The sequence below is a fragment of the Parvibaculum lavamentivorans DS-1 genome (assembly GCF_000017565.1).
Classification (GTDB): Bacteria; Pseudomonadota; Alphaproteobacteria; order Parvibaculales; family Parvibaculaceae; genus Parvibaculum; species Parvibaculum lavamentivorans.
Genome location: NC_009719.1, coordinates 262892 through 276628 on the forward strand (window position 1 = coordinate 262892; position 13737 = coordinate 276628).

12 protein-coding genes are annotated in these 13737 nt (G+C 59.3%); 5 read left to right on the forward strand and 7 right to left on the reverse strand.

Translation table 11 applies throughout. The features are described 5' to 3' along the window. The first annotated feature begins 43 nt into the window (after positions 1 to 43). A complete protein-coding gene (locus tag PLAV_RS01255; RefSeq protein ID WP_011995157.1) occupies positions 44 to 415 on the forward strand; it encodes a MarR family winged helix-turn-helix transcriptional regulator in 372 nt (123 codons plus the stop codon). Further along, entirely contained in the window at positions 412 to 1281 is an 870-nt protein-coding gene (locus tag PLAV_RS01260; protein WP_011995158.1) for a C40 family peptidase, read from the forward strand. Before PLAV_RS01255 ends, PLAV_RS01260 begins: the two co-directional genes overlap by 4 nt. Here the strand turns inward: PLAV_RS01260 and PLAV_RS01265 are convergent, their stop codons facing one another. The 6 genes from PLAV_RS01265 to PLAV_RS01290 all read right to left on the reverse strand — a co-directional run bounded on the left by PLAV_RS01265 (position 1282) and on the right by PLAV_RS01290 (position 9845). Next, on the reverse strand, positions 1282 to 2910 hold the full coding sequence (locus PLAV_RS01265; protein WP_011995159.1) for an ABC transporter ATP-binding protein: 1629 nt from the start codon (positions 2908 to 2910) through the stop codon (positions 1282 to 1284). After that, the gene (locus PLAV_RS01270) at positions 2907 to 3974 is read right to left on the reverse strand and encodes an ABC transporter permease (RefSeq protein ID WP_011995160.1); all 1068 of its coding nucleotides are present in this window, start codon (positions 3972 to 3974) and stop codon (positions 2907 to 2909) included. Before PLAV_RS01270 ends, PLAV_RS01265 begins: the two co-directional genes overlap by 4 nt. A gap of 3 nt (positions 3975 to 3977) precedes the next feature. Continuing rightward, positions 3978 to 5087, reverse strand: a complete 1110-nt coding sequence (locus tag PLAV_RS01275; RefSeq protein WP_011995161.1) for a microcin C ABC transporter permease YejB — start codon at positions 5085 to 5087, stop codon at positions 3978 to 3980. 5 nt (positions 5088 to 5092) lie between these two features. Further along, complete coding sequence (locus PLAV_RS01280) at positions 5093 to 6973, reverse strand: extracellular solute-binding protein (protein WP_011995162.1); 1881 nt, start codon at positions 6971 to 6973, stop codon at positions 5093 to 5095. Further along, the gene (locus PLAV_RS01285; protein ID WP_143710144.1) at positions 6970 to 9033 is read right to left on the reverse strand and encodes an extracellular solute-binding protein; all 2064 of its coding nucleotides are present in this window, start codon (positions 9031 to 9033) and stop codon (positions 6970 to 6972) included. Before PLAV_RS01285 ends, PLAV_RS01280 begins: the two co-directional genes overlap by 4 nt. 149 nt (positions 9034 to 9182) lie before the next feature. After that, on the reverse strand, positions 9183 to 9845 hold the full coding sequence (locus PLAV_RS01290; RefSeq protein ID WP_011995164.1) for a c-type cytochrome: 663 nt from the start codon (positions 9843 to 9845) through the stop codon (positions 9183 to 9185). A gap of 307 nt (positions 9846 to 10152) precedes the next feature. Here PLAV_RS01290 and PLAV_RS01295 point away from each other — a divergent pair, with 307 nt between their 5' ends. From PLAV_RS01295 to PLAV_RS01305, 3 genes are all read left to right on the forward strand, one after another. After that, positions 10153 to 10929, forward strand: coding sequence for a 3-deoxy-manno-octulosonate cytidylyltransferase (locus tag PLAV_RS01295; RefSeq protein ID WP_011995165.1), 777 nt, complete (start codon positions 10153 to 10155; stop codon positions 10927 to 10929). After that, positions 10929 to 11810 carry a prephenate dehydratase gene (locus tag PLAV_RS01300; protein ID WP_011995166.1) on the forward strand — a complete coding sequence of 294 codons (882 nt, stop codon included), beginning with the start codon at positions 10929 to 10931 and terminating at the stop codon, positions 11808 to 11810. Before PLAV_RS01295 ends, PLAV_RS01300 begins: the two co-directional genes overlap by 1 nt. Positions 11811 to 11949: 139 nt before the next feature. Next, entirely contained in the window at positions 11950 to 12636 is a 687-nt protein-coding gene (locus PLAV_RS01305; RefSeq protein ID WP_011995167.1) for a hypothetical protein, read from the forward strand. A 9-nt stretch (positions 12637 to 12645) separates the two neighbouring features. Here the strand turns inward: PLAV_RS01305 and nudC are convergent, their stop codons facing one another. Continuing rightward, a complete protein-coding gene (gene nudC, locus PLAV_RS01310; RefSeq protein ID WP_011995168.1) occupies positions 12646 to 13605 on the reverse strand; it encodes an NAD(+) diphosphatase in 960 nt (319 codons plus the stop codon). Between the last annotated feature and the right edge of the window lie 132 nt (positions 13606 to 13737).

A 13737-nucleotide genomic window follows, 5' to 3' on the forward strand; every position in this document is an offset into this window, starting at 1 on the left:
GAATGGAGTGCCGGGCGGGGGATTGGCAGCGTTGGGGGCGTCGATGCCGGGACTATCTCTGACAGGGGCCGTAGAGCTGAAGCCGGTTCAGGCTCTTTCGCTGTGGCACAATGTCGTGCTTCAGTCCGTTCGCAGGGACGGACCGGACCTATCTTCAAGGCAACTCGCCATCATGTTCATCGTCTATCTCGATCCGCCGCCCCACACTGTTCGCGGTCTTGCGGCTTCGCTGGGCGTGTCGAAGCCTGCTGTCACACGCGCACTCGACACCTTGGGCGGTCTTGATCTTCTGAAGCGGACGCGCGACGAGGCCGACCGGCGCAATGTGTTGGTGCAGCGAACCGTAAAGGGGTCGGCCTTCATGCATGATTTCGCCGACCTCATCGTCAACTCGTCGAGAGGCCTTCAGGCATGAGCCGTGAACGCGGCCCGGACCACCGCCTCAATCCCTATCGTGACGATCTGGCAGCGGCGCATTTGCGTGGCGAGGTCAAGGCAACCCGCTTCGTCGAAGGCGTCGACCGGCAGGTGCAGGCATGTTCGCTGCCCCTGCTGCGCCGGCCGGAACTAGCCGCCCCCATGGATACCCAACTTCTTTATGGGGAAGTCTTCCGCGTCTACGAAGAAAAGAACGGATGGGCATGGGGCCAATCTGCACTCGACGATTATGTGGGCTATGTCGAAGCGAAGGATCTGGTCTCCCGTCCTGCAAAGGCAACACATACGGTTGCCGCACTTCGAACATTCATCTATCCAAAACCTGATCTGAAAACGCGTCCGGCCCTGCCTGTCTCGATGAACGCAAAGCTGAGAGTTGTCGGCGCGCGCGGTAATTTCAGCGAAATTGAAAGTGGCGGGTGGGTCTTTTCGGCGCACTTGGCTACAGTCGGGTCTTATGTGCGGGATTTCGTTGCCGTTGCCGAGGAGTTCATCGGTGTGCCCTATCTCTGGGGAGGGCGGGACAGCCTGGGCGTGGATTGCTCCGGACTTGTTCAGATGGCGCTGGAGCGGGCGGGCATCTCCTCGCTGCGCGATACCGACATGCAGGAAGCGACACTGGGCGAAGCGCTACCGGAGCCGATCGATTTTACCGCGCTTCATCGGGGCGATCTCGTGTTCTGGAAAGGCCATGTCGGCATCATGGTCGATGCAGAACGCATGATCCATGCTAACGGATTTCATATGCGCGTCGAAGTGGAACGGCTCGACATAGCGATGTCGCGCATTGCCCGTTCGGACGCGGGGCATGTCACGACGATCAAGAGGTTGCCGGGGCGCTGACTACTCGGAAACGGCCCCTGCCGGCGTGACGGCAAGATCGAATGCCGCCGCCATCAACGCCTTGGTGTATTCGGTTTTCGGCGCATCGAAAACCTGATCGGCCGTCCCCGTCTCTACAACTTTGCCCCCCCGCATGACGATGATGTCGTCCGCAAGCGCTCTCACCACCTTCAAATCGTGGCTGATGAAGAGATAGGCGAGATTATACCGCCTCTGCAGATCGCGCAGAAGGTCGACGATTTGGGCCTGCACGGACATGTCCAGGGCACTGGTAGGCTCGTCGAGCATTACAAAACGCGGCTTTAGTGCCATCGCGCGCGCAATGGCAATGCGCTGTCGCTGGCCACCGGAAAATTCGTGCGGATACCGGTCCTGCATTTCCGGGTCGAGGCCAACTTCGCCAAGAGCTTCAGACACATGCATTCGCAGCTCGGCTGCCGCGAGCCCCGGTTGCTGAATGCGGAGGCCCTCGCTCACAATATCCGAGACGGACATGCGCGGACTGAGCGAGCCAAAGGGATCTTGGAAGACGATCTGCATATCCCGGCGAAGCGGCCTTAGCTCTTTGGATTTCAGCCCCTGAATGGATTTTGCATTGAAGCGAATGTCGCCTTCACTTGAAAGCAACCGCATGAGTGCGAGGCCCAAAGTTGTCTTGCCCGATCCGGATTCTCCAACAACGCCGAGCGTCCGGCCCTCGCGCAGGGTAAGTGAGACGTCGTCGACAGCCTTTATATGTCCTACCGTACGCCGGAGCAGACCGCGTCTGATCGGAAACCAGACCTTCAGATTTTCGGCTTCCATGACGACAGGGCCGTCCTTCGGCGCGCCGAGAGAGCGTCCTTTCGGTTCTGAGGCAAGGAGGTGCTGCGTGTAGGGATGCTTGGGTGTGGTGAATATCTGTTCCGTCGGCCCGCGCTCCACGATCTCACCCTTGGTCATGACGAAGACGCGGTCTGCCATCTTCCTGACAATGCCGAGATCGTGCGTGATGAGAAGTAGCGCCATCCCCATCTCGCGTTTCAAATCCTTCAGCAGCTCAAGAATCTGTGCCTGAACCGTAACGTCGAGTGCCGTTGTCGGCTCGTCGGCGATCAGCAGGTCCGGCTCATTGGCAAGCGCCATGGCGATGATGACGCGCTGGCGTTGTCCGCCCGACAGCTGATGCGGATAGGCGTCGAGTCTTTCCTCCGCATTGGGGATGCCGACTTTCCGCAACAGGTCGAGTACGCGCGCGCGCACGGCAGGACCGCGCATCCCTTTGTGCTCACTCAACACCTCGCCAACCTGCCGTTCGATTGTATGGAGTGGATTGAGGGAGGTAAGAGGCTCCTGAAAAACCATGGTTATCTTGTTGCCGCGGATGCGGCGCATGGTCTTTTCGTCGGCTCCAATGAGATTTTGTCCGCCAAAGAAGATTTCGCCATTTGGATGAAAGGCTTGCGGATAGGACAGGAGCTGCATGATCGATAGCGCGGAAACGGATTTCCCCGATCCGGATTCACCGACCAGCGCTACGGTTTCACCATGCTTGATGTCGAACGATATGCGGTTTACGGCAATCGTTTCTTGGCCGTCCATGCGGAAGCCGACAGAGAGATTTTTCACTTCTACCAGCGGCGCGCTCATCGCAACACCTTCCTCGGGTCGAACGCATCCCGCACCGCCTCGCCGATGAAAATCAGAAGACTCAGCATGACCGCAATGGAGAAAAAGCCGGTCAATCCCAGCCATGGAGCTTGCAGGTTCGATTTGCCCTGCGCGAGCAATTCGCCGAGTGACGGCGAGCCGGGAGGCAAACCGAACCCGAGAAAGTCGAGAGAGGTGAGAGTGGTGATGGAAGAATTCAAAATGAACGGCATGAAAGTCAGCGTCGCGACCATCGCATTCGGAAGAAGATGCCGAAACATGATCTTTGCATTGGACAGCCCCATCGCGCGCGCGGCATTTACATACTCGAAGTTCCGCGCTCGCAGGAATTCCGCCCGGACCACACCGACGAGCGACACCCATGAAAAGAGCAGCATGATGCCGAGCAGTATCCAGAAATTGGGCTCAATCACCGCCGCAATGATGATGAGAAGATAAAGCGTCGGAATGCTGGTCCAGATTTCGATGAAGCGTTGAAAGAGGAGATCGGTCCAACCGCCGAAATAACCTTGAACCGCACCGGCCGCGACGCCGACAATCGAGGAAAGCACCGTCAACACCAGGCCGAAAAGAACGGAAATCCGGAAGCCATAGATAAGGCGGGCGGTTACATCGCGGCCCTGATCGTCGGTGCCCAGCCAGTTCTCGCCGGATGGAGGGGCCGGAGCGGGCACAGGCAGGTTGAGGTTGATGGTACGATAGGAATATTCGATAAGGGGCCAGATCATGGTGCCCCCCGCGTCCCGGATGAGATCGCGCACGAAAGGGTCCCGATAATCTGCTTCAGTCTCGAAATCGCCGCCGAACGTCGTTTCAGGATAGGAAGCGACAACCGGAAAATAGATGCCTCCGTCATAGGTCACCACGAGAGGCTTGTCGTTTGCAATGAACTCCGCAAACAGCGAAAGAACAAACAAGATCGAGAAAATCCAGAGGCTCCAATAGCCGCGCTTGTTGGCTCTGAAATTGCGCCATCGCCGCTGATTGATCGGGCTTAGCGGCCGGCGGCGCAGATCGATAAGGGGCAGGGAGGAGCGGGCCAAGCCTTAGGCCTCCCTTGTTTCAAAGTCGATGCGCGGGTCGACCCAAGTATATGTGAGATCGCTGATGAGCGTCATCGCGAGGCCGAGTAGGCCGAATATATAAAGCGTGGCGAACACCACCGGGTAATCGCGATTGACGATGGATTCAAATGACAGAAGACCAAGCCCATCCAACGAAAAAATTTGTTCTATGAGGAGTGACCCCGTGAAGAACGCGCCGACAAAGGCGCCGGGAAAACCGGCAATGATGATGAGCATGGCATTCCGGAATACATGCCCATACAAAACCTGATGTTCGGACAGCCCTTTGGCACGCGCGGTCATCACATATTGCTTCTTGATTTCATCCAGAAAGGAATTCTTTGTCAGCAGTGTTGTTGTCGCGAACGAGCCGATAACCAGCGCGGTCACCGGCAGAACGACATGCCAAAGATAATCGAGCGCCTTTCCGGCGAGGCTCAGGCTTTCCCAGTTGTCGGATGTGAGACCGCGCAAGGGAAAGATCGACCAGTAGGAGCCCCCGGAGAAAAGAACGATCAGAAACACCGCGAACAAAAAGCCGGGCACCGCATAGCCGACGATGATGATGCCGCTCGTCCATGTATCGAACCGGGTCCCGTCGCGAATTGCCTTGCGGATCCCAAGTGGGATCGAAATGAGATAAGTGAGTAGCGTTGTCCAAAGCCCGAGAGTAATCGACACCGGCATCTTCTCCAGCACGAGGCTGAGAACGCTCACGTCGCGGAAATAGCTTTGCCCGAAGTCGAAGCGGGCATAATCCCAGATCATTTTGGCGAACCGCTCGTGGGCCGGTTTGTCGAACCCAAACTGCACCTCAAGCGATTTGATAAACTCGGGATCCAGCCCTTGGGCACCGCGATATTTGCTGTTGATGGAGCTGTCTGCTCCGGACATCTGCCCTTGCGCGCCGAAGTCGCCGCCGCCGGAGCCGCCGATACGTGCGGTCGCAGAGACATCGGTACCCTGAAGCTGTGCAACGATCCGCTCAATGGGACCACCGGGTGCAAACTGCACGAGGATAAAACTGACAAGCATGATGCCGAAAATAGTCGGGATCATGAGCAGCAGGCGGCGGATGATATAGGCGGACATGGGTGTCAGTCCTCACTGCCCGAAGGGATGGCCTCTTCCGTGGCGGCCCACCAGGTGGCCTCAACCCCGCGGTCATAGGCCGGTTTGACGTCGGGCCATGCAAATACGTCCCAGAACGCGAGATGATGGAGGTTCTTGTGCCATTGGGGAATCCAGTAATGTCCCGCCCGCAGCACACGGTCGAGAGCCCGCGCCGCGACGACCTGGTCCTCACGATTATCCGCCGCGATGATCTTTTCGATCAATGCATCGATTGCAGGATTCGAAATCCCCGAGAGATTGCGGCCGCCCGGGACATTTGCGAAATCGGAATGCCAATAGCTTCGAATTTCGATGCCGGGTGTCAATCCGAGAGAATAGCGCCTTATCGAAGCGTCGAAATCGTAGTTATTCATACGGTCTTGATACTGAGCCGTATCGACTTGTCTGATCCGGGCGTCAATGCCGAGAAGCTTGAGGTTCTTCACGAGCGGCGCGACGATCCGCTCGAACATTGGCTCATCGTCGAGAAATTCGACTGAAAGCACTTCTCCCGCTTCATTGCGGCGAAGCCCGCCTCGCGCGATGCGCCATCCGGATTCGTCGAGCAAGCTTGCTGCGCGCCGGAGCAGCCGGCGGTCCTGCCCGGATCCGTCGCTCGCAGGCGGCGTGATGGCCGCGCCAAATACCTCAGGCGGAAGGTCATCCCGCCACGGTTCCAGCAAAGCCAGTTCCGCGCCGTCGGGCTCGCCGCTCGCTTTCATCGGAGAGTTTTCAAAATAGCTCTCGGTGCGCTTGTACAGGCCGTAGAAGAGATTCTTGTTCGTCCACTCGAAATCGAAAGCAAGGCCAAGAGCTTCCCGCACCCGGCGATCCTGGAACTTCTCTCTCCGTGTGTTGAGGAACCAGCCTTGTGCTCCGGAAGGCGTATTGTCCGGCAACGTCACAAGTTTCACGCGTCCGTCCTTGACGGCAGGAAAGTTATATTCCGTCGCCCAGGTTTTCGATGTGAACTCTTCCCGGAAGAGATAATTCCCCGCCTTGAACGCTTCGAACTGTGCCGTGCGGTCACGAAAATACTCATAGCGCAGGCGGTCGAAATTCCACTTCCCTCTGTTCACCGGAAGATCGCGGCCCCAGTACTCATCCACTCTTTGGTAGTTGATGAAGCGGGAAGCGCGGAAGTCCCCGATGCGGTAGGGGCCGCTCCCCAGCGGCGCCTTCAGCGAAGCAGCCGAAAAATCATTCTCGGTGTAAAACGACTTCGAGAACACTGGCAGCACGCCTGCGATGAAAAGAGGAAGGTCCCGCGTTTGCGCTCCGGTAAAACGGATGTCGAGTGTCGCCTCGTCGCGCGCCTCGGCAGCGGCCATTTCCTTCAAATTCTGCGCAATGAGCGGGTGTCCCTTCTCTTTCAAAAGAGCGAATGAAAAGGCGGCATCTTCCGCTGTGACCTTGGTTCCGTCGTGAAAGCGTGCCCCATCGCGCAGATGGAACGTGTACAAATTGCCATTGTCCGACGCCTCGACACTCTCTGCGAGCAACCCGTAAAGCGCGTCGGGTTCGTCGAACGCGCGCACCATAAGTGTATCGAAGATATGATGCAGACCCTGTGGGGCGTTTCCCTTCAGGATATATCCGTTAAGGGTGTCGAACGTATAAAACGAAGCGTTGAAAGCGGCAACGGGCCCGATCTGCGAAAACACGCCCCCCTTCGGCGCCAACGGATTCACATAGTCGAAGTGCTGGAAATCCGCGCCGTATTTAAGTTCTCCGAAAATCGACATGCCGTGGCTTCGGCGGGCGGGTGCGGCTTGTAACCCGGATGACGGCAGATACGCCGCCACAGCAGCGCCACCGGTCAGTGCAAGCATCTGCCGCCGTGAGACGGAGAGAGGTTTCTTCATCGCGCTTCTTCCGCCGCCGGTTGCGGTGCGGGTGCGGATTGGTCCATCCACCAGATTGTCGGAAAGCCAATGGAGTATGGCGGCATTTTCTCCGGATGCTTCAGGCGGGACCAGTAAGCGACGCGCATATTCGGCGAATACCATTGCGGGATCACATAATGCCCGGCAAGGAGAACACGGTCGAGAGCGCGCGAAGCGGCAACAAGTGCGTCACGGCTTTTTGCGTAGATTATTTTTTCTATCAGCTTTTCAACCGCCGGGTCGCATATGCCTATGACATTGCGGCTGCCCGGCGCATCCGCCGCCTCACAACCCCAGAATTCTCTTTGCTCATTGCCCGGCGAGAGCGATTGGCCAAAGGTTTCGACGATGATGTCGAAATCGCGATTGTCAGTACGGTTCTGATACTGCGGGGTATCGACGGTGCGCATCGTCGACTGGATACCAAGCTTGTCGAGCGATTGCCTGAAGGGGGCGACGACGCGCTCAAAGGTCGGCTGGTCGAGCAGAAACTCGACGGTCATCGGCTGTCCCGTTTCATCGACGAGTTTGCCGTCTTTCACCGTCCAGCCTGCTTCCGCCAAAAGTGCGGCAGCCTTGCGCAAGTTGCCCCGGTTGTTGCCGCCGCCGTCAGTGACGGGATTGCGATATGGCGTGTTGAAGATATCGGGTGTTACGTCCTCTTCCAGCTCCCTGAGCAAGGAGAGTTCGCGCCCTTCAGGCAGGCCCTGTGCTGCAAGCTCCGAGTTTGAAAAATAACTGTCGGCCCGCGTGTACTGTCCATAGAACAGGTTCTTGTTCATCCATTCGAAATCGAAAGCCCAATTGAAGGCTTCGCGCACGCGGGGATCCTTGAACTTGTCGCGGCGGAGATTGAAGGCAAAGGCCTGCATGCCCTGCGGGTTGAGCGATCGCACTTCCTCCATCTTCAAGGCGCCGCGACGAACCGCCGGTATGTCGTATTCGGTGGCCCAGTTCTTCGCGCTGTTCTCCACCCGGAAGTCCACACGATCGCCCTTCAGTGCCTCAAGGGCCACGGTCCCGTCGCGGTAATATTCGTAGCGCATCGCATCGAAATTATTGGTGCCGATATTCACCGGCAGATCCTTGGCCCAATAATCTTCAACACGCCGGTATGTGATGGACCGCCCAGGCGATACGCGTTCGATCTTGTAGGGACCGCTGCCGAGCGGCGGTTCCAGCGTGGTCGCGGAGAAATCCCGCTGTTCGCCCTTTGCGTTCTTGCCGGTCCAGTAATGTTTGGGCAGTACAGGCAGCTGTCCGACGATTTGCGGCAGCTCGCGGTTTCCGGTCTGGTTGAACGAGAAGGTAATCTCGTGCTCGGCGGTTTTCTCCACCTTCACTACGTTGGCATAATAAGCGTTGTAAAAAGGGTGGCTTTTCTTCAGCTGTTCGAATGTCCAGATCACGTCTTCGGGGGTGATCTTCTCGCCATCATGCCAGCGCGCCTGCGGGCGGAGCGTATAGGTGACGGAGGAGTAATCCGCCGGGTGGCGGACACTCTCCGCGACAAGGCCGTACTCCGACGCAGGTTCATCCATGCTGGATGTCATCAGCGTGTCGTAGATCATGCCGAGTCCGGCGGCCGTCTGTCCCTTTACGATGAAGCCGTTCAGGCTGTCGAAGCTGCCGAAGGCGCCATAGCGAACGAGCCCGCCCTTCGGCGCTTCAGGGTTCACATAGTCGAAATGTTTGAAGTCCGGCCCATACTTCAACTCGCCAAAAAGCGAGGAGCCATGTCTGGGAATTTCCGGATTGAAACCTTCTGGCGTGGATGAGGAGGCTATGACCTCGTTCGGCCGCCTGTCGGCATCGGCGGAAGCCGGGCCGTTGGCTGAACTCACACCCGTCCGGGAGGGCGTTTCGCTGGTGTCGCTCGAGGTGGCGTCCCCGGCTACGTTTCGCTCCCCGTCACTTCCGGCAAAGGAAAAAAGCGCCGCCGCCAGCAGGATGAGAATGGCAAATCCGGCCATGGCCGGCCAGGTCATGAACCTACGCACACTATGTCTCCCTCTTGCCCGGCGGTCCGCACCGGGCATGTCGGGCCGCCGTGCCGCGCCCCCTCGCTGATCTTTACTGTGACCTCTTTTACCCGGATATGCCCGTTAAAACAAAGTCATCTCGTCCGCCAAAAGAAAAACGCGCCCGGCGGGTGCCGGGCGCGTTCAATCCAGGCTGGTCAAAGCCCTTAGTCGTGTTCGGGTGTTGACGTCGATTCCACAGGCTGCGCATCCTCTTCGGTAGTCGCATCCTCGGCCGTCGCGTCTTCCACATCTGCTTCCTGGCCATTCTCCGTCGCGGCTTCCGGCGCGGGCGCTTCCGGAAGCGCCACGTTCGAGCCGAGCGAATTCAGATAGACGAGAAGATCGGCGCGCTCCTGCGGCTTTTTGATGCCGGCGAAGCTCATTGCTGTCCCGGGCAGATAGCCGCGCGGGTCGGTTATGAAATGGTCAAGCTCCTCAAAAGACCAAGGCTCGCTGCTCTTGGCTTGCATCGCTGCCGAATAGGCGAAACCCGGCGCATGGGCATGGGTATTGCCTACAATGCCGTAGAGGTTGGGGCCGATGCGCGCCGGACCGCCTTCTTCGAAGGTATGGCAGGCAGTGCATTTCTTGCTGGCCCGTTCGCCACGGCCGATATCCGCGCTCGCCAGCAGCGTGGCGAGGGGCACTTCCTCGGCGGCGGCCGGAGCTTCACCGCTTTCGCCCTCTTCCATCGCAGCGACCGCATAGGCCTGCGGGTTGGCGGCCTCCGGCGCGTAAAGCATGTCGGCAAGGATGGCCACACCGAAAACGAAGAGTACCGAAGCGAGCACTGCGCCTGCGATTTTATTTAGTTCGAAAGAGTCCATCGGCTCCTGCTCCGCCCGGTTCGGTTAAGAGGTCGGCGAGGTGCGGACTGAAGCCCCGCACGGAAAAGGATATTCCGCCTCTTGCAAGGCCCCCGCGAATGGCGCGGAGATTAGCCGCTTCCGCCGCCGTGCTGCAAGCCGTATAAGTGCGCCAAACCCGCGCTTATCAAGGAAATGTATAGGCCGGGTCTGGCTTTACGGTGTGCGTAAGGAGGCTGCGCAGCGAGGGGGTATTATGGTTGCGGCGATCCGCCGCACCGCGCTGTTCCTCTAGCAAACGCCTCTTCCGAAACCTTGTGGAGGGTCCATGGCAAATCTCGCGCAGCCGGCAGCAAAGGAGCTCGCCGGGCACCCCTTGGTGGTGATTCCCGCCCGCATGGCCTCGACGCGTCTGCCCGGAAAGCCGCTGGCCGATATTTGCGGGACGCCAATGATCGTCCAGGTCTGGCGTCGCGCGATGGAGGCCGGAGTGGGGCGGGTGGTGGTGGCCGCCGCCGAAAAGGAAATCGCCGATGCCGTCCGTGAAGCCGGTGGTGAGGCAGTGCTGACCGATCCCGACCTCCCCTCCGGCTCGGACCGTGTCTGGCAAGCCGTGTGTGAAGTCGATCCGGAAGGGCACCATACCGTCATCCTGAATGTGCAGGGCGATCTGCCGACGCTGGACCCGGCTCTCATCCGGACCGCCTATGAAGCGCTTGTTCGTCCGGGTGCCGACATTTCGACGCTCGCCGCGACCATTACGGTGGAGGAAGAGCGCACCAATCCCAATGTCGTGAAGGCGGTGGCGTCGTTCGGCGAGGGTCGCCTCGCGCGCGCGCTCTACTTCACGCGGGCCACGGCTCCATGGGGCGAGGGGCCACTCTATCATCACATCGGGCTTTACGGTTACAGGCGCGAGGCGCTCGCCCGGTTTGTCGCCTTGCCGCCATCGCCGCTTGAAGTTCGTGAGAAGCTTGAACAATTGCGTGCCCTGGAAGCGGGCATGGCCATTGAGGTTGCTCTCGTTGACACTGTTCCTCTCGGTGTCGATACTCCCGCCGACCTTGAAAAAGCCCGCGCGGCGCTTGCCCGGAGATCCGTCTGATGGCGAAAGACGCTGCCCCTCAAAATCCTGCGAATAATACCATCGCGTTTCAGGGCGAGCCCGGGGCGAATTCACATATTGCTTGCCGCGAAGCCTTTCCCGAAATGGTGGGACTTCCTTGCGCGACATTTGAGGATGCGGTGCTCGCTGTGCAGGAAGGCCGCGCACTCTACGCGCTCTTGCCGATCGAGAATTCGCTCGCGGGCCGCATTGGCGATATTCATCACCTGCTGCCGGAGTCGGGACTTTATATCGTCGGCGAGCATTTCTTGCGCATCCGCTTTCATCTGCTGGGTGTGAAAGGCGCAAAAATCGAGGGCCTGAAAAGCGTGCAGAGCCAGCCGCCCGCGCTTGGCCAGTGCCGCAAGATTATTCGCGAACTGGGCCTCGTCATGGTCGCGGGTGCGGATACCGCCGGCTCCGCGCGTCAGGTGGCCGAAGCCGGCGATCCCTCCCGTGCCGCAATCGCAACCGAACTCGCCGCCGAGATATACGGCCTCGATATTATCCGTCGCGACATCGAGGACGAGACCCACAACACGACCCGGTTCCTCATCATGGCGCGCGAGCCGAACGACGCGGAGCCTGAGGACGAACCCGTCGTTACCAGTTTCATATTCCGTGTGCGGAACGTTCCGGCGGCGCTCTACAAGGCATTGGGCGGCTTCGCCACCAACGGCGTGAACATCACCAAGCTCGAAAGCTACCAGCTTGAGGGCACGTTCAATGCCAGCCAGTTCTATGCCGATATAGAAGGGCATCCGGCATCCCGGCATGTCAGGCTTGCTCTCGAGGAGCTCGAATTCTTTACGAACGAGCTGCGGATTCTGGGCGTTTACAAGGCCCATACCTACAGGACGGCGCTGTCCGCAGGCGGCTGACGCAGGCAAAAAGCCGTTAACCGTCATTGAACCGTCACGAGACTGTTATTTTTCCGCAAAAAAGGCGATCCTGCGGCTGCCGGTGTCAGGTCGACGACCGGCGCGGGTGGGCAATGATATTCTAGAAGGTGTTCCAGAAATGGGATTGGGTTATCGCGCCGGCAGGAGCCGCGCCGAACCGTCGCTGTCTGCAAGGGGACATGCTGTTGCCGCGCAGCCGGCTGCGTCCGGATTGACGATCTCCCGGAGGCTGGCCGACTGGCTGGCCGGCATGATCGTCGTGGCGGTCCTTGTGCAGCTCGCGATCTGTTTCGGAGACATTTCCTACTACGACGAAAATGGCCAAATCGAGTTGGGGCAGTGCGCGCTCCTGCTTTTGGCGGTCGGCCTGTTTTTCTGGGCGGCGGTGAAGGCCGCCGACCGGCTGACCGCTGTGAGGCTGTTTGCCTTGTCGATCTTCGCGCTGACTTTTCTGTTCCGTGAAGCGGAAATTGAAATGGAAGGAACGCGGTTTGCGTCGTATCTGGCGATCGCCGAAACGTACCGCCTGAAGTATGTTTTTCTCGGCCTGTTGTGGCTGTCTGTTTTCGCGGCCTCCCTCAAAAACCTCCGTGAGAGCATCGTGTCGGGATGGCGCTGGCTGATGACCGCGCCCGGAAAGGCGCTGTTGGCCGGTATCGCCTTTTACCTGGTGGGCGACCTCTCGGAAAAGAACATTGTCGTCGCCGCCCATGATCTTGGCGTGATGATCGAGGAGAACGTCGAATCGCTCGGTACCCTGGCGATCTTCCTGTCTTCCTTCTTAACCTCGCGCCGCCTGAGCTGACACCTGCGGCTATTTTCCTTCGGCAAACGCCTTGATGAGCTGATGCGCGATGGCGAAGGGCGGGGGGAACCACGCCGTGCCGTCGCCCTTGCCGGCGAGGATCGCCTGCGCTTCGGCCCGTGTGAACCAGCGTCCTTCCGAAAGCTCGATGCCGTCGATGGTGAAATCTTCCGAATCGGCAATGGCGTGGCAGCCGATCATCAGGGATGAGGGATAAGGCCAGGGCTGGGTCGAGTGATAGGTGACGGCGCCGACGCTGAGACCCGCTTCCTCGTGAAGCTCGCGCGCGACGGCTTCCTCGATCGATTCGCCCGGCTCGACAAATCCGGCCAGCGCCGAATGCATCCCCTTCGGCCAGATCTTCTGGCGCCCGAGAAAGCATTTGTCTTCAAAGGTCGCGAGCATGATGACCACGGGATCGGTGCGCGGAAAATGTTCGGCCTTGCAGGACGGGCATTGCCGCTTGTAACCGGCTTCCGCCATTTCGCTTTTCGTGCCGCAGACCGAGCAGAAGCCGTGGCGGCTGTGCCAGTCGATCATCGACTTCGCCTGCGCCATGATCGCGAGCTCTGTCGGCGTGATCTCGCCGGCCATGGCGAGGCCGCGCAAATCCTCAAACGAGCCGAGGCCTTTCAGCGCCGGGTGATTCTCCGCATCCTTGAGCGCGCTCACATCCGCCGCGAAAAGCGCCTTGCCGCGCTTGTTGATGCCGAGAAAGACCACGATGCCCTCGCCCGCAAGCTGCGGCATCAGGGAACCCGGCAGCCAGCCGATATCCTTGCCTTGCGATGGAGCGGCCTCCGGCAGAACGAAAGGCTCCCAATCGCGCTTCGGCTGACGCCGGAACGGCACGAAAAGGCTTGTCGGCGCCGCGAGCTGCTCCGAGAGCCATGCCTGGTCGGTACGGCGGTAGCTGGCGCGATCGAGAGGATTGTTGGCGAAAATATTGGGATTTTCGGGCAGGGGCATCGGTGTATCCGGCTTATGTTATTGAATATCGGGGTGGCGCAGACTGGCACAGCGCGGGAGCCTGCTCAATCTCCGTCGGAAGAGCCCCCGAATCGGCCTCCCAAGCCTTGCATCGCGCGCCCTTTCCCCTGA